Raw genomic sequence first — 14,557 nt, 5'->3', positions numbered from 1 at the left:
CGCCGAGCTCGTGCCCAGGTTTGTTCTTGAGCGATCGAGGGCAGATACCGGTGATTCAGGCGGTTTCTTGCGAGCTCACGGCTGATCGTTGACGGAGCCCGCCCCACCCTGGCAGCGATGCTTCGCACCCCGTGACCCGATGCGAAGTGGAAAGCGATCTCTTCTCGTTCCCGTAAAGACAACGAGCCAGCGCGTGATTTCAAGGACTCTAGATGCGGTGAGGGCAGCACTTGCCGATCATCCTTCAGCCACCGGTACGCGGTCGGTCGCGACACCCCTGCTGTTCTTGCGGCGGCTGCGACCGGTAAGCCTTCCCGGAGTCCTTCCCAGAACGCTAAGCGGACATTCTCTGGCGACCATGGTCGACCCATTCACAACACCCCACCGAATTCAGGGTGTTGCGCTCACCATCTGAACTCGCCTTCGTGCACTCATCGTCAGTTGCGAGACACCTGCACGAAGCAGCGATAGAGAACTTTCGACTGGGGATGCCTTGACGGGCGCTAAGGAGGATGGCGCTCCGAGCCCGGCGCTGAGATCGCATGGTTACGCCAGGAACGCGCAAACCCCGCGGCCGGAGCGTGAGGGAGCACTATTTCCGGACGCGGGGTCTACTGAATCACTCGCACCTTCAAGAGGTAGTCAAGACACTAGAGAGCCTTCTTGGACAAGCAGTGTTCATGGCCTGGGAGCTCCCTGAAGCTAGCAAGCGGGCAGCACTGGGCTGCGAGAAGGAAGCGCATGTTAGAGGATCCCTCTGCGGGCACCGAGCCTTCGAGTGGACTGGTGGTGCCCGCAAGGCGACCCCTCACCGTGCAGAAGTTGGTCGCGGTTCATGTGGCTGGTATCCCCGTACACCAAGACCGAACTGATGATCGAGGCACACTCCCTTGGAGGACAGATGGCACTCGTGAGATCGAGCGCTCTCAGGAAACCAGGGGCATTAGCTTCTCAGAGCGCACTGATCGGGTGATTCTCCGCGGACCATTGATTCATCCCGCCTCTCATGCTGGCGACACTGAACCCTTCGCCGGCCAGTACCTGCGCGGCATGGAGACTACGCTTGCCGCTCCGGCAGACGGTGATGATCTCGCGTGCGGAATCAAGTTCAGCCAAAAGGGCGCTCAGCTGTCCGAGAGGGATGTGAACGGCACCAGGAATGACCCCGACGGCCACCTCGTCGTCCTCTCGAACATCAACAATCTGTACCGTGTCCAAACGATTGACAGTCGCTGCAGGCGAAATTTCCTGCATAGTCAGACTCCTTAGTTGTGGTTCTGTGGGTGGTGGCTCAGGACATCGCGCTGAGATCGATCGTGGTCGGGGCTCACACGGACCGAGGTCCTGCGCGCTGTCAGGGAGCGCGCGGCGACATCAGGGGCGCGCTTATCGCGCGATCGGAGTCGCTCAGGAGAGGGACAGGAAGAGTTTCTCCAGTTCGTCTACCGTGAGTCCATCTTCGATTTCGGCAGCGCGTTCTGGTTCGGTGATGCAGAACTGCATCGCCGAAGAGACCACGCTGAACCCGGCGCGATCCAGGGCGGTTGAGACCGCGGCGAGCTGGGTGACCACGTCGCGGCAGCTTCCGCCGTTCTCCACGGCGTTGATCACGGAGTCCAATTGGCCGCGGGCTCTCTTGAGCCGGTTGACGATGCGGCGTCGGTTCTCTGCGTCGGCTTCTCTCATCATGATCTCTCTGTTTTCTCGCGATGTGGTGTGCTGATCGCCCCAGAGGCTCCTCGGGACTGGCGTGTTTCGCGTCCGGTCGGGGCTTACGCTGGCGGGTTCTGATCTACCGGGTTCCTTTGGGCCCACGGTGTAGATCTCGGCGTCTCGTCAGCTCGTCTGGAGAGCTGGTCGAGGATCCTGCGGTGACAGGTTCAGAGCGAGGTTCGTGCTCTGTCGTGGCGCGGCGGCCTGCTTTTCTTCGGCGGTACAGAAGGATCACCAGCACTGCGAGGATCAGCACTGCAGCGCTCACCCCGTAGGCCAGCGGCAGCTCCTGAAGGAACACCACGATGCCCATAGCCAGCACCAGATACCCGAACGCCTTCTTCAGGGCCTTCTCCGGGACATGCTTTCCCAGTGCGGAGCCGATCAAGGCGCCGACCACCGTGATCGCGGTGATCATCAGCACAGGCACCCAATCGATGCTCACCGATGTGAGGTAGCCGGCGAGCCCGGTGAAGGACTTCATCGAGATGATCAGCAGCGAGGTCCCCACCGCGGCGGGCATCGAGAGCCCACCCAGCAGCACCAGGGCGGGGACCACCAGGAAGCCTCCCCCGGCGCCGACCATGCCGGTCACCAGACCCACCACGAGTCCTTCGATAATGATCTTGCCCAGCGGCAGCTTCTTCTTCGGCCCGCCGGAGGCTTTGGCCCGGCGGTCCAGGATCATCGCCAGTGCGGTGGCGACCATCATGATCCCAAACGCCACCATCAGCACCACGCTGGGCAGTTGGCTGCCCAGCAGGCCTCCGCCGAAGGCGCCGGCCATCGCGGCTGCGCCGAAGATGAACCCGGTGCGCCACTGCACGTTGCCGCGCCTGGCATGCGGAATCACGCTGACCGCGGAGGTGATCCCGATGATGAACATCGAGGCGGCAATGGCCTCATGCGCCGGGAACCCGGCCACGTAGGTCAGCAGCGGGACCGCCAGGATGGTGCCTCCCCCGCCGAGCAAACCCAGGGAGAGCCCGATCCCGACGGCGAGGACCATCGCAAGAATCAGGCCGCCGCTCATCCCCGCGGCGCCTGGATCTGGGTGGAACGGGGGATCTCGGCCAGCAGCTTCTCCACGGTCGGATCAGCTTCGACCTTGTTCCACGGCATCTTGTTCAATGCTGCGGCCATCGCGCAGGAATCGGTGAGCGCGGAGAAGGTCAAGCCCGCACCGATCGCGCCGGCGAGGTAGCCGACCTTCGGTGAGATCAGCTTGCTGCCGAGGAACCCGGTGAGCACCAAGGATCCGGCGACCATCCGGACCTGGCGATCCATGGCCCAGCGCTGCTGACCGCGGTGCGTGTGCTGGCTGTGCTGGGCCTCCATGGCGACGACGCCACCCTCGAGCACCCGCGCGGTGTCCACCCCTGCGGCGCGCAGGTGCTGCAGGGCCTGGTTGGCGCGGTTGCCGGTCTGGCAGATCAGCACGATCTCACCGGTGAACTGCTCGGCCAGGGTCTCCTTGTTCTTCTGCAGCAGATCCAGCGGAACGTTGTGGGACCCGGGGACCCGCAGCGACTCGTGCTCCGCAGGGGTGCGCACGTCGACGAGCAGCGGAGTGTCCTGTGAGCGGAGCTTCTCGGCCAGTTCGGTAGGGCTCATCGGTAATGCGGCCCCCGTCGTCGTCGGGGTGGTGGTCGTGGTGGTGTTCGCCATAAGACTGGTGGTTCCTCTCGAAGAATGATGGGTGCCAGCGGGCACCTCGGAGACCCGAGGTGCCCGCTGAAGTTCAAGCGTGTGTCTTAGTTGGAGTGCTTGTATTCCGACCAGCCGGAGTAGCTGCCGACCAGTTCCCGGACGTCGTGGCCCTGCCGGCGCAGTGCGCTGGCGGCCACGGAGTTCCGGACACCGGACTGGCAGTAGGTCACGATCGGACCGCTGCTCGGCAGCTGGTCCTGGTGCCAGAGCACGCGGCCGGCGCTGAGCTGCTTGGAGCCCGGGATGTGGCCATCTGAGTGTTCGGACTTGTTACGCACATCCAGCAGCAGCGCGGGCTCGAAGTCCTCGAGCTCCTCCGGGGTGATGGTGGCCGGCTGGGTCTTGGGCAGATCATCGAGGCTGATGGTGTAGCCCTTGACGGCGTCGATGCCGACCCGCATGAGGTGGTTGCGCATGTCTTCGGCTTGGTCCTGATCCTCAGCGAGCAGGATCAGCGGCTGCTTCTGGGTCTCCGGATCGTAGGCCCAGGCGCCGAAGCTGGCGAACTTGCCGCCGGCCGGGATGTTCAGTGCGCCGATGACGGTGCCCTTCTTGACCTGGTCGTTGGTTCGGGTGTCGACGAAGATCGCTCGGTCCTCTTCCAGGGCGCTGCGCACCTGGTCTGAGGTGAAAGCCTGAACCGGAGACAGCGTGCCCAGAATCTGTGGGCCGTCCTTGTTCTCGCGCTTCATCCGCCCGAAGTAGGCGTGGGCGTCGGGCTGACCGTCGAGCAGCTCATCGATGAAGCCCTGTTCGTCGTCGGCCGCGAGGTGCTTGGACCACCAGGCGTTGGCCCGCTCGTAGCCGACCGTGGTGGCCGGCAGCGCGCCCAGGGCCTTGCCGCAGGCGCTGCCTGCCCCGTGGCCGGGGTAGACCAGGATGTGATCAGGCAGAGTGAGGAACTCGTTCTTCAGGCTGGCATAGAGCTGCTTGGCACCTTCGAAGCGGGTGTCCTCTCCCCCGGCAGCCTCATCCAGCAGGTCGGGGCGGCCGAGGTCTCCGGCGAAGACGAAGTCTCCGGAGATCATGTAGCCGGGATCGTCGCTGAAGGCGCCGTCGGTGACTAGGAAGATCAGGTGCTCTGGGGTGTGTCCGGGAGTGTGGCGGGCCTCGACACGGATGTTGCCCAGGGTGATCACGTCGCCGTGGCTCAGCCGGGTGGCGTCGAAGCCGTACTGCCAGTCCTCGCCACCCTCGCCGGAGATGAAGGCCTCAGCGTCTGCCGCGGCCGCGAGCTCGCGGGTGCCGGAAAGGTAATCGGCGTGGATGTGGGTCTCGGCGACCTTCGTGATGCGCATCCCGTGGTTCGCAGCGAGATCGAAGTACTCGCCGACATCGCGGCGGGCATCGATGACCATACCTTCGCCGGTGGCCTGGCAGCCGATGAAGTAGCTGGCCTGTGCCAGGTCCTCGTCATAGATCCGTTCCAGAAGCATCAGATCGCTCCCCTTCCTTGAAAGTCATTGGATACCCCGGGGGGTATGTAGACTACTTTCGCACATACCCCCGGGGGTATGCAAGGTGGCCGCTGTGGACGTGTGAGATCTGGGCGCAGCAACGGTCCGAGAAGGTGACCATCAGAGGATCTACGGACACCCCGGGCAGGAGTGCCCAGGCGCGGATATGGGCTCCACCCAGCAGTCAGGTGGTGAGTGATCCCGCGCCACCTATTACCCGGTCGAGGTGAGCCTCCGCGCGGCTGGGCCGGTGTGGGTGGGGTCAGATTCCACAGGGAGTTCGTTCACGCGCCACTCCAACATTCCCTCGTGGAGCCGCGAAGCGCTTCGTCCCGCTGCGCGAAGAAGATCCACTGCTTCGTAGGCGAGTACGCAGTACGCACCGCGGCAGTAGGCGATCACCTCTTGGTCTGAGGGCAATTCGTCGATGCGCTGTGAGAGCTCATCCATCGGAATGGAGATTGCACCGGGGATATGAGCCGCCGCATACTCCTCCCCTGGGCGCACATCGAGCACCGTGACAGCTCCCGCAGCCACCCGATTGAGCAGCTCGTCCCGGCTGACCTCTTGAGCTGAATCAGGGGATGACTCGTGCAGTGACCCGCGCACTGACCCGTAGCCAGGCTCGAGGGCTTCGCTTGTTCTTCCGCTGCCGAGATAGTCCTCGCGCGCACGGCTTACATCAGCAACATGCTCCCCGGCGACATTGCGCAGCTGCTCGTAGAGGCGGAACACGTCAAGTCCTGCCAGCGCATAGTGAACCCGTGTGCCCTCACGTCGCGTCGTCACCAAACCGGCCTGCCTGAGTACCTGCAGGTGCGCCGAGGTGGTACTCAAACCCAGCTGAGCCGCTGCGGCAAGATGCTCCACGCTGCGCTCCCCCTGTGCCAGTAAGTCCAGAAGCTCCAGGCGCTTGCCGCTGCCCAGAGCTTTACCGACTCGAGCCACCTGCTCGAACAGCACCGTCTTCTTCTCCCGGTCACCCATTTGCTCCCCCAGTCATCCTCGACATATCGTATGATCCAGTATTCCAGAGATATCTGGAACAGTGCCTCACTTGCTGTCGCTTGCAGGGCGATCTTTATAGAGCGGAACACCATGGATACCTCAGCACGCGCGTCTGATGGCAAAGCGGGCACCCGGTCTGCGCGGCTGGGACTGCGCGCCAACCTCGCCCAATTCGCCCTGCTTGTCGCGGTCAATGCGTTGGTCGGAGGCATGGTGGGCCAGCAGCAGACGGTGCTGCCGCTTCTCGCGGAATCTGAGTTCGAGCTCACCGGCTACAGCTTCATCTTCACCTATGTCGCGGCGTTCGGGATCACGAAGGCCATCGCGAACTACTTCGCCGGGACCCTGTCGGATGAGTACGGTCGCAAGCCGATCCTGTTGATCGGGTGGCTCTTTGCCGTGCCGGTGCCGCTGATGCTCATCTTCGCTCCAGACTGGGGTTGGGTCGTCGCGGCAAATGTGCTTCTGGGGATCAATCAGGGACTCACCTGGTCGACCACTGTGGTGATGAAGATCGACCTAGTGGGACCTACGAAACGTGGCCTGGCCATGGGGCTGAACGAAGCCGCTGGTTATGGTGCGGTCGCGGTGACCTCGCTGCTCGCTGGGTACCTCGCCGAACAGTACGGGTTGCGCCCGGCGCCCTTCCTGTTGGGCCTGGCCTATACGGCGTTGGCGCTGCTGCTCTCCGGGGTCTTCGTGCGCGAGACACGGGGCCACGCCCAGCTAGAGGCCGCGCAGCACCAGCCTAGAGACGATGGGGTCCATGATCATCTGCACGCGGACCTCACCAACCGACAGGTCATGCTCCAGACGAGCCTGAAGGAACCGGCCCTCTCCGCGGCGAGTCAGGCAGGTTTGGTCAACAACCTCAACTTCGGCCTGTCCTGGGGTCTCTTCCCGTTGCTCTTCGCCACCGCTGATCTCACGCTCAGCCAGGTCTCGGTGCTCTTCGCCCTCTACCCGGGAGTCTGGGGAGCCGGACAGCTGGTCACCGGGGCGCTCTCGGACCGCATCGGTCGCAAGCACCTGATCACCGCCGGGATGGCCACCCAAGCCACCGCCTTGATGGTGATCGCCTCTGGTGATGCGTTCACCCATTGGGCCGCCGGCACAGTGCTGCTCGGGGCAGGCACCGCAATGATCTACCCCACCCTGCTGGCCGTGGTCGGTGATGTCGCCCATCCTGCTTGGCGGGGTCGAGCTGTCGGTGTCTATCGGGTCTGGCGTGATCTCGGCTACGCGGCAGGGGCTGTGCTGGGTGGCCTCGTGGCAGATGCGCTGGGCCTCTCTGCCGCCGTGTGGGCCGCAGCAGTCGTGAGCGCAGTATCTGCTGCCGTGGTAGCCGTGCGGATGTACGAGACTCACCAGAAGCCGTCAAAGAACTGAGGCGATCTCAATCCGCACGTCCACCATGGAGGACATCTCACCCGGCCCTGCGGTCAGTTCTGCGCGGCGCCACTGAGGGCAGTCAGTGCCGCGCGCAGCCGCTGTTCTGCATCCTCAGCGACTTCTCGGACCACGGGTGCACCGCTGAGTTGAACCATAGTCTGTGGGTCGATCGCATCAATGGTGGAGTGGCCCTCGGTGGAGCCCCGGCGCACGACCACGTTGCAGGGCAGAAGTGCGCCGAGCTCGGGTTCTGCCGCGAGGGCCTTGCTGGCCAGCGTGGGGTTACACGCGCCGAGGATGATGTAGTCCCCGATCGCCTCCCCGGCGTCAGCTCCGAGCTTGGTGGTGAAGGTGGCTTTGACGTCGATCTCAGTGAGGACCCCGAAGCCCTGCTCAGCCAGGGCTGCGCGGGTGGCCTCCACGGCCTGGTCATAGCTCATCGGGACGGTGATGGTGTGGGTGTAGCTCATCGCTTGCTCCTTCAACTCACGGTTCTCCGAACCCGGAGAGGGCCGGCTAGGTTCAGGCTCTCAGATGACGCACCCGGAGGCGAGGGCGGCAAGCGCCGCTCCGTGGGCGATGACGCTGGTCACGATCAGCACCGCCATGATCACGATGATCGCGGCCGCTCCCAGAACCCCTCGGCGCGGGTTCACCGGAGAGATCAGCTGCCTGACACGCTCTGGTCCGGCAGCCAGCATCATGCGCGAAGGGCCTGATTGGTCGCTGGCGGCGCGTTGGGCACTGCTCGCCTCCCCCATGGCCAGCAAGGCAGAGGCGAGGGCGCGAGTGCCCGCGCGGCGCTGGGCGGCGTTGTCGGCCGAGACTTCGAGATAGTGCGGCACCGCGTCACCGATCGCGGCGGCGAAGGGCACCCAGCGCAGGGGTCCGGTGATGCTTCCGATGAAGTCCAGGACCAGGTGGTGGCGTTCGCGCAGGTGCGTTGCCTCATGGGCGAGCACAGCGCGCAGCTCCTGATAGCCCAGCACCTTCAGCAGCCCCGTGGAGACCACGATGCCCCAACGGTCCCTACCCAGCGCGAACGCTGACGGGTGCGGATCATCGATCACGGTGACCTGATGGCCGTCGATGACCTGCCGGTGGCCCACCGGCAGCAGCGAACGGCAGGTCTCACGCAGTTGGGCCTGTCGTTGCCACGCTGCCCTCCCGCCCAGGGTGAGCACGACCATGACTGCCGCTGCCGGAGCGAAGAGGAACGCGGCAGCGGGGACGACGGTCTGTGTCGCGAAACCGGCGGAGAAGGGGTTCGATGCTGCCAAACAGCGCTGGCAGACCTCGGCCACAGGGGCCGGCAGTGGACTGGGACCGCTCAGCGACCAGGCCAAAAACAGTCCTGCGGCCACCACCGACGCCAGCCAGAGCACCAGGCTCAGCCCCAGGCCCAACACCGCGAATCGCGGAAAGCGGATCAAGGCGGGCGCCGCAGCACGGATTAGTGGGCGCCCGATCACTGCCGTGGCAAGCACAGCAAAGACCATCAGCCCGGAAAGCAACATCGGATTCACGGTGAACCTTGGGAGTCTTGGGAGTTCTCACCGGCGAGATAGGCCCGCAGAAGGTCCCGCTCATCATCGGGCATGGTGTCGACGAAGTGGAGGATAGAGGCGGTCCGGTCCCGGCTGACCCCTAGGGCCTGGCGCATCATGCCTGCGGCGTGTTCCTCGCGGGTGCGCTGGGGCAGGTAGCGCACCCCGCGACCCTCGCGGCTCGGTGAGACCAAGCCTTTGCGCTCAAGATTTCCCATCACCGTGGCAATGGTGGTGTAGGCCGGTCGACTGGGGAGGTCGTCCATGACTTCTCGGACGGTGCGCCCCGAGTGATCCCAGATCAGGTCCATGACCTTCTGTTCCAAGGGACCGAGCCGCCCAGCAGGCGCTTCGGCCTGTGGTTTCTCATTCATGCGGTGACCAGATCCTTCCGGGGTCGCACAGCGCAGGCGACCTGCCCCTTGAGGCGCCAGATCAGCGCGACGCCGGTGAGCAACATGGCACCCAAAGCGAGGATCGGCTGCAGCGGCGTGAAGTAGGTGATCGCCCCAGAGTATCCGAGAGCAATCAGCGCAATCTTGTTGCACACCGGACAGCCCACCGCGAACCAGGCCAGCACCATACCGGTCATTCCGAGGCGGCTGCTGCTCCGGTCCTCGGCGGCAGAGGCCCCTTCTCCGGGGGGCAGGGCTGCGATGGAGTCTTCTGAACTGGATTCGCCCCTTGAGCCCACCGGGGCCGGATTCGAGGCCCGCACATAGGTGGCCAGAAGCATGCCACTGAGCACCGAGGTCAGGATCCACACCGGGTAGTTCCACCACACCGGCGGGATCTCCCGAGAGAAGAAAGAATTAGGAATCAAGACCGTCGCGACCCCCACAGCCACACCGACAACCAAGCTCGCCCCGGCCGCCACAAGAACCTGTCGAGGAGTCCAGGAGCTCAGAGCCTGCACAGCAAGCACCGTCGAGGCCCGCCAGGTCGCGAGTTTCATGGAGAGAGAAGCCATGGGTCCACTATGCCGCATACCAACTATCTTTCATAGTTACTATGCTGCATAGTAACTATGAGTCATCGATATTCTCTGTGAAAGGTTCCCCCAAAATGTCTGACGCCACCTCCACGCGAGAGAAACCTGCCACGAGGTTCTCCCCGATTTTCCCGGTGATCGTCATCATCATTGCAGCGGCCATGATCGCTTTCGTCGTCTGGCAAAACACGGGCAATGACACTGCTGAATCGACGCAGACCGCCGTGGAGCAGGAATCCCCTGACGAAGGCGTCCAGCCAGAGGGGCCGGCCGCAGTGCCTGAGGGCGGCGCCGAGCCGGAGCAGCAGGACATGAGCGATATCGAACGCCGAGACTCCGAGGACCTTCTGGCAGTCGGTCCCGTAGACGCTCCGGTGGCAATCGTGATGTTCAGCGACGCGCAGTGTCCCTTCTGCGCCGCCTGGCATGACCAGACCCTGCCCACCATGATGGAGTACGTCGAGGCAGGAGAACTTCGCATCGAGTGGCGTGATGTCAATGTCTTCGGCGAAGCTTCCGAACGAGCCGCCCGAGCCACCTACGCCGCGGCGATGCAGGACAAATTCATGGAGTACCAAGGGCTGCTCTTTGACGGTGGCGAGACGCTGCCAGAGTCTGACCTCACCGAGGACGGACTGGTGGACCTCGCTGAGCAGGTGGGCCTCGACACCGCAGAGTTCGAGAAGGACATGGACTCCTCGGAGGTCGCAGGGCAGATCGAGGCCAACGCTCAGGAGGGCCTCGACATCGGGGCCTACTCCACTCCAGCATTCATCGTGGCGGGAGAACCGATCATCGGGGCCCAGCCCACCGAGGTCTTCGTCTCCGCAGTTGACGACGCCTTGGCCCAGGACCGCTGATGGAGATCAGCCTGGTCACCGCCTTCCTCGGCGGAGTGCTGGCACTGTTGAGCCCGTGCAGCGCGTTGCTGCTCCCGGCGTTCTTCGCCTCGACCATCGGGGCACGACTGAAGCTGCTGGTCCACGGAAGCATCTTCTACCTAGGACTGGTGCTCACGCTTGTCCCGCTGGGACTGGGCCTGGGCGCGGTCGGCACCTTGTTCATCGATCATCGCCAGGCATTGATCGTGGGCACATCGGTGATCCTCATCCTCCTAGGGCTGGCCCAGATGGTCGGCCTGGGGTTCGACTTCTCCGAAGCCCTGCCCGGGACTCAGCGGCTGCAGCAGCAAGCACACACCAGAAAGGGCCTGGTGCGTACTTTTCTGCTCGGCGCGGTCAGCGGCGTGGCCGGCTTCTGCGCAGGACCAATCTTGGGCGCGATCCTGACCCTGGCGGTGGCCCAGGGAAGCATACCCCAGGCGGGGCTGATGCTGGCGGTCTATGGCGCGGGGATGGTCGTACCGCTGATGATTCTTGCCGCACTGTGGGGACGCATCGGCGCCCGGTCGATGAGGTTCATCAGAGGACGTGGGTTCACGCTCTTCGGCCGTGAGCTCCACACCACCTCGGTCCTCGCAGGCGCCCTGATCACCGGGGTCGGGGTGTTGTTCTGGACCACCAACGGCCTGGTGGCTGCCCCCTCCCTAGTGCCCAGTGAGACCCAGGGGTGGCTGCAGACTTTGGGCTCATCAGTCTCCGGCCCAGTCGCCGACATTCTCCTGATCCTCGTGATCTCTGGGGCGGTCCTCCTTGCCTGGATCATGAACCATCGCCGCGCCGGCCGCACCCAGGACCGCACCGAAGCCCCTCAGAAGGAGACTCTGCAATGAGTTCGAGTCCACATGTTCACCGTCGTGCCCGGATCACCACGCTTTTCGGCGTCCTCGCGCTGAGCCTGGGAGCGTGTTCCGCTGAGCAGTCGCAGGATCCCACCTCGCAAGAGAAATCGGCGCCGCCTTCCGTTTCGATTGACCCCGATCCGGTCCGCGGCGAGTCCGCAGCACAAGACGCTGACCTCGACGACGTCCACCTCCCCGTTCATCTGACGGACCTGGTCAGCGTGGATCCCCAGTGGGATACGCCCCCGCAGGTCCACGACGGCGTCTTCCTCGCCCCAGGAGAACAGGACGGACGCCTGGTCTTCAGCGCCGTGGCCGCCGACGGGACCGTGCTGTGGACCGCTGAACGGCCCTTGAGCTGCTCAGGCTTTGCCATGACCAGCGCCGGCGACCGCCCACTGGCTGTGCTGACAGATCTCACCGACCCAGGCGAATCGGCTAAATCACTGGGGACCACCACCGCGACAGCCTATGACCTTCACACCGGGGAAGAAGTCTGGGGGCCCGTAGACGTCCCCGGTCCTCATCAGGGTCCGGGCTTAGTGTTCGCTGAACGCGGTGACGAACCACTCGGAGGCACCGGTACGCGCGTCGCGCTGGACGCGGAAACCGGGGAACGCGTGGGTGGCGAAGCCGATGTTATCGGGGAGTTTTACGGGACAGTCGTGGTCACCGACGATGGAGATCTTGCTGCCTCCACCAACGGGAGTTCCGGTGATCAATGGCGGGTACCTGCCGGTGATGCGATGGCTGGACTCGACCCAGAAGCGCTAATAAGTCCTGCGACAAATCGCCTGCCACCGGGCAGCGCGTTGATCGGCTCGACGGAGGACGGCTACGGTCTATGGGACCTCGACGAGGGAGAAATTCTGGAGCCTGACCTCGATGATGCGATGTTCGACCTCATGACCCAGACATGGATCGCACTCCGCGACGAGACCCTGATCGGACTGGACCTCGGCGGTGAAGAACTCTGGTCCGCCGATCTCGGAGATGAGCCTCAACTCCTCAGCGCCGGTGGGGTCATGACCTACGTCCTGACTGAGGGGACAGACCTGGACATTTACAACACCGTGACCGGCAATGACGCGCGCGTCTATGATCCCCTCGAAGAGGGAGAAACCGCGATTCCACTGGCCTTCACCGAAGGAGCCGCAACTGTGGTCGATACCGGCTCGAAGCTGCTGCTCGTCACGGACCAGCCAAGAGCCGCTGCGGACTACGAGGATCAGAACGACCCACTCGGGGGGCAACCCTGAAAGTTCGACTGACGAAAGTGGGTCGCGGTCGATCAGCTGAACCGTCCTGGGTTGAGTGTGCACCGTTCTCTTGTGCGTACCGGCGCCCGTAAGCCGATGGTCTAGCGGGCAGTGGGAGATCGCTATCCGGCACACTGCCTGCTCCTGCCCAAATCATCTGACGCCTAGCGACATCGGCGGAGACCGGATGAGTTCCTTGGGACAATGGTCTGGTGGATGCCATCAACCTCTTCATGCTTCTTGCCGCTCTCGTGACCCTCGTCGCTATCGGCGGGATACGTGTGGGGGCTCGCTTGGGACTGCCTGCTCTCCTTTTCTTCCTGCTCTTTGGTATGGTCCTCGGCGAAGCGGGGTTCGGCCTGCAGTTCGATGACGCCACGCTCGCCCAAGGCCTGGGCTACGGCGCCCTTGCCCTGATCCTGGCTGAAGGTGGACTCACCACCAAGTGGAGAGAGATCCGTCCATCCATCGGACTCGCCGCACTCCTCGCCACGGTCGGAGTCATCGTCACCATCGCATTGATGACCGTGATCGGCCACTACGCACTGGGTCTACCGATCCTTCTCGCGCTCTTATTTGGAGCGATCAACGCCGGCACCGATGCCGCCGCCGTCTTCTCCGTGCTTCGAGGAATCTCGCTACCCGCTCGAGTCAAATCGGTCTTGGAAGGCGAATCGGGACTCAACGACGCACCCACCGTGTTGATCGTGACAGCAGCCACCGCCGTCGCCATTGGGGATCAACCCTCCGGGGGAATCCCCGTGGTCGCTCTGATGATCCTCGTCCAACTCATCGGCGGTATCGCCCTGGGTGCCGCCTTAGGCGCGGTGGGAGTCTTCGTGCTGCGCCGCTTCGCTCTACCTGCTGCCGGGCTCTACCCGCTTGCCGCGTTGGCCTGGGCACTATTGGCCTACGGGGTCGCGACACAGATCGGCGTCTCCGGGTTCGCTGCCGTCTACATCTGCGCCATGGTCCTGGGCAACGGCAGACTCCCCCACCAGCAGGCGACTCAAGCTTTCGTTGAAGGGACCGGGTGGATCGCCCAGATCGGACTCTTCGTCATGCTCGGCATGCTGGCCAGCCCCGGCAGAATCACCTGGGAAATCGCCGCGCTGGGACTGCTTGCAGGGTTGTTCCTGACCTTCCTGGTGCGTCCCATCGCGGTGGCCGTGTGCGCGGTGTGGTTCAAAGTCCCGTGGCGGGAACAGGCCTTCCTCTCCTGGGCAGGGCTGCGTGGCGCCGTGCCGATCATTCTTGCCACCGTTCCGATGGCGGCACAGATGGACGACGCTGACATGCTCTTCGACGTCGTCTTGGTCTTCGTGGTCGCCTACACCGCCATCCAAGCACCTTCACTGCCCTGGGTCGCCCGACGTCTGGGACTGACCGAGGTAGCTCCCTGCACTGTTGTGCAGATCGAGCCTGCACCGATGGATGAGGAGCGGGCTGACCTGGTCAGGGTGACCATCACCGAAGACTCGGTCCTCACCAGGTCACCGCTGTTCGAGGTGGACCTACCCTCGAAGACCCAAGTCTCTCTGGTCATGCGCGGGGATAGCTCTTTCGTGCCCACGTCAGAGACCCATCTACAACGCCATGACCAATTACTGGTCGTCATTCCGGCGGAAGACGAAGAACGAGTGCAGGAATACTTCCGCGGACTCTCAGCAGACCCGCAGTAACGCCGCGCAGTGCAAAGACCCCCTGACGCGGGGAGAACTGCCCGCAAGCGGATCCCT

Annotated in this window: 16 protein-coding genes; 5 read left to right on the top strand and 11 right to left on the bottom strand. The window is 63.9% G+C overall.

Translation table 11 applies throughout. The features are described from left to right. The 7 genes from BCL67_RS16035 to BCL67_RS14205 all read right to left on the bottom strand — a co-directional run. The coding region (locus BCL67_RS16035; protein ID WP_219886542.1) for a helix-turn-helix domain-containing protein at positions 1-371 on the bottom strand (371 nt) is incomplete at its 3' end. 580 nt (positions 372-951) lie between these two features. Further along, positions 952-1,254, bottom strand: coding sequence for a rhodanese-like domain-containing protein (locus BCL67_RS14230; protein WP_106124070.1), 303 nt, complete (start codon positions 1,252-1,254; stop codon positions 952-954). 153 nt (positions 1,255-1,407) lie between these two features. After that, entirely contained in the window at positions 1,408-1,686 is a 279-nt protein-coding gene (locus tag BCL67_RS14225) for a metal-sensitive transcriptional regulator (RefSeq protein ID WP_106124072.1), read from the bottom strand. Positions 1,687-1,792: 106 nt separating this feature from the next. After that, positions 1,793-2,746: a sulfite exporter TauE/SafE family protein gene (locus BCL67_RS14220; protein WP_106124069.1), complete on the bottom strand. Its 954-nt coding sequence runs from the start codon at positions 2,744-2,746 to the stop codon at positions 1,793-1,795. Continuing rightward, positions 2,743-3,381: a rhodanese-like domain-containing protein gene (locus BCL67_RS14215; RefSeq protein WP_258175105.1), complete on the bottom strand. Its 639-nt coding sequence runs from the start codon at positions 3,379-3,381 to the stop codon at positions 2,743-2,745. The genes BCL67_RS14220 and BCL67_RS14215 overlap by 4 nt, the downstream gene beginning before the upstream one ends. Before the next feature lie 86 nt (positions 3,382-3,467). Then, the gene (locus BCL67_RS14210) at positions 3,468-4,859 is read right to left on the bottom strand and encodes an MBL fold metallo-hydrolase (protein ID WP_106124068.1); all 1,392 of its coding nucleotides are present in this window, start codon (positions 4,857-4,859) and stop codon (positions 3,468-3,470) included. A gap of 234 nt (positions 4,860-5,093) precedes the next feature. Then, on the bottom strand, positions 5,094-5,867 hold the full coding sequence (locus BCL67_RS14205; RefSeq protein WP_106124067.1) for an ArsR/SmtB family transcription factor: 774 nt from the start codon (positions 5,865-5,867) through the stop codon (positions 5,094-5,096). A 111-nt stretch (positions 5,868-5,978) separates the two neighbouring features. Here BCL67_RS14205 and BCL67_RS14200 point away from each other — a divergent pair, with 111 nt between their 5' ends. Further along, a complete protein-coding gene (locus BCL67_RS14200; RefSeq protein WP_106124066.1) occupies positions 5,979-7,277 on the top strand; it encodes an MFS transporter in 1,299 nt (432 codons plus the stop codon). A 53-nt stretch (positions 7,278-7,330) separates the two neighbouring features. On the opposite strand, the gene BCL67_RS14195 is transcribed toward BCL67_RS14200, so the two are convergent. From BCL67_RS14195 to BCL67_RS14180, 4 genes are read right to left on the bottom strand one after another with little or no spacing between them, the layout of a single operon-like run. Further along, a complete protein-coding gene (locus tag BCL67_RS14195) occupies positions 7,331-7,750 on the bottom strand; it encodes a DUF302 domain-containing protein (protein WP_106124065.1) in 420 nt (139 codons plus the stop codon). Between the two features lie 60 nt (positions 7,751-7,810). Then, positions 7,811-8,797 (bottom strand): M56 family metallopeptidase, encoded by a 987-nt coding sequence (locus BCL67_RS14190; RefSeq protein WP_146131190.1) that lies wholly within the window; start codon positions 8,795-8,797, stop codon positions 7,811-7,813. A 5-nt stretch (positions 8,798-8,802) separates the two neighbouring features. After that, the gene (locus BCL67_RS14185) at positions 8,803-9,201 is read right to left on the bottom strand and encodes a BlaI/MecI/CopY family transcriptional regulator (RefSeq protein ID WP_106124063.1); all 399 of its coding nucleotides are present in this window, start codon (positions 9,199-9,201) and stop codon (positions 8,803-8,805) included. Next, positions 9,198-9,782 carry a hypothetical protein gene (locus tag BCL67_RS14180; protein ID WP_258175103.1) on the bottom strand — a complete coding sequence of 195 codons (585 nt, stop codon included), beginning with the start codon at positions 9,780-9,782 and terminating at the stop codon, positions 9,198-9,200. Before BCL67_RS14180 ends, BCL67_RS14185 begins: the two co-directional genes overlap by 4 nt. Positions 9,783-9,892: 110 nt before the next feature. On the opposite strand from BCL67_RS14180, the gene BCL67_RS14175 reads away from it, so the two are divergent. The 4 genes from BCL67_RS14175 (at position 9,893) to BCL67_RS14160 (ending at position 14,500) form a co-directional block, all read left to right on the top strand. After that, positions 9,893-10,678 (top strand): DsbA family protein, encoded by a 786-nt coding sequence (locus BCL67_RS14175; RefSeq protein WP_106124061.1) that lies wholly within the window; start codon positions 9,893-9,895, stop codon positions 10,676-10,678. Beyond that, positions 10,678-11,550: a cytochrome c biogenesis CcdA family protein gene (locus BCL67_RS14170; RefSeq protein ID WP_106124060.1), complete on the top strand. Its 873-nt coding sequence runs from the start codon at positions 10,678-10,680 to the stop codon at positions 11,548-11,550. Before BCL67_RS14175 ends, BCL67_RS14170 begins: the two co-directional genes overlap by 1 nt. Further along, positions 11,547-12,818: a hypothetical protein gene (locus BCL67_RS14165; RefSeq protein WP_106124059.1), complete on the top strand. Its 1,272-nt coding sequence runs from the start codon at positions 11,547-11,549 to the stop codon at positions 12,816-12,818. Before BCL67_RS14170 ends, BCL67_RS14165 begins: the two co-directional genes overlap by 4 nt. A 212-nt stretch (positions 12,819-13,030) precedes the next feature. Then, positions 13,031-14,500, top strand: a complete 1,470-nt coding sequence (locus BCL67_RS14160) for a potassium/proton antiporter (protein WP_106124058.1) — start codon at positions 13,031-13,033, stop codon at positions 14,498-14,500. Positions 14,501-14,557 lie beyond the last annotated feature (57 nt).

This window comes from Nesterenkonia sandarakina (genome assembly GCF_003003175.1).
GTDB classification, from domain to species: domain Bacteria; phylum Actinomycetota; class Actinomycetes; order Actinomycetales; family Micrococcaceae; genus Nesterenkonia; species Nesterenkonia sandarakina_A.
The sequence above is the reverse complement of the archived record's forward strand: the minus strand, read 5'-3'. Positions and strand labels throughout refer to the sequence as shown.

Bases quoted from the DNA above. Each gene is read 5' to 3' on its own strand.
- BCL67_RS14230 (WP_106124070.1), bottom strand. From the start codon at position 1,254: ATGCAGGAAATTTCGCCTGCAGCGACTGTCAATCGTTTGGACACGGTA.
- BCL67_RS14225 (WP_106124072.1), bottom strand. From the start codon at position 1,686: ATGAGAGAAGCCGACGCAGAGAACCGACGCCGCATCGTCAACCGGCTC.
- BCL67_RS14220 (WP_106124069.1), bottom strand. From the start codon at position 2,746: ATGAGCGGCGGCCTGATTCTTGCGATGGTCCTCGCCGTCGGGATCGGG.
- BCL67_RS14215 (WP_258175105.1), bottom strand. From the start codon at position 3,381: ATGGCGAACACCACCACGACCACCACCCCGACGACGACGGGGGCCGCA.
- BCL67_RS14210 (WP_106124068.1), bottom strand. From the start codon at position 4,859: ATGCTTCTGGAACGGATCTATGACGAGGACCTGGCACAGGCCAGCTAC.
- BCL67_RS14205 (WP_106124067.1), bottom strand. From the start codon at position 5,867: ATGGGTGACCGGGAGAAGAAGACGGTGCTGTTCGAGCAGGTGGCTCGA.
- BCL67_RS14200 (WP_106124066.1), top strand. From the start codon at position 5,979: ATGGATACCTCAGCACGCGCGTCTGATGGCAAAGCGGGCACCCGGTCT.
- BCL67_RS14195 (WP_106124065.1), bottom strand. From the start codon at position 7,750: ATGAGCTACACCCACACCATCACCGTCCCGATGAGCTATGACCAGGCC.
- BCL67_RS14190 (WP_146131190.1), bottom strand. From the start codon at position 8,797: ATGTTGCTTTCCGGGCTGATGGTCTTTGCTGTGCTTGCCACGGCAGTG.
- BCL67_RS14185 (WP_106124063.1), bottom strand. From the start codon at position 9,201: ATGAATGAGAAACCACAGGCCGAAGCGCCTGCTGGGCGGCTCGGTCCC.
- BCL67_RS14180 (WP_258175103.1), bottom strand. From the start codon at position 9,782: ATGAAACTCGCGACCTGGCGGGCCTCGACGGTGCTTGCTGTGCAGGCT.
- BCL67_RS14175 (WP_106124061.1), top strand. From the start codon at position 9,893: ATGTCTGACGCCACCTCCACGCGAGAGAAACCTGCCACGAGGTTCTCC.
- BCL67_RS14170 (WP_106124060.1), top strand. From the start codon at position 10,678: ATGGAGATCAGCCTGGTCACCGCCTTCCTCGGCGGAGTGCTGGCACTG.
- BCL67_RS14165 (WP_106124059.1), top strand. From the start codon at position 11,547: ATGAGTTCGAGTCCACATGTTCACCGTCGTGCCCGGATCACCACGCTT.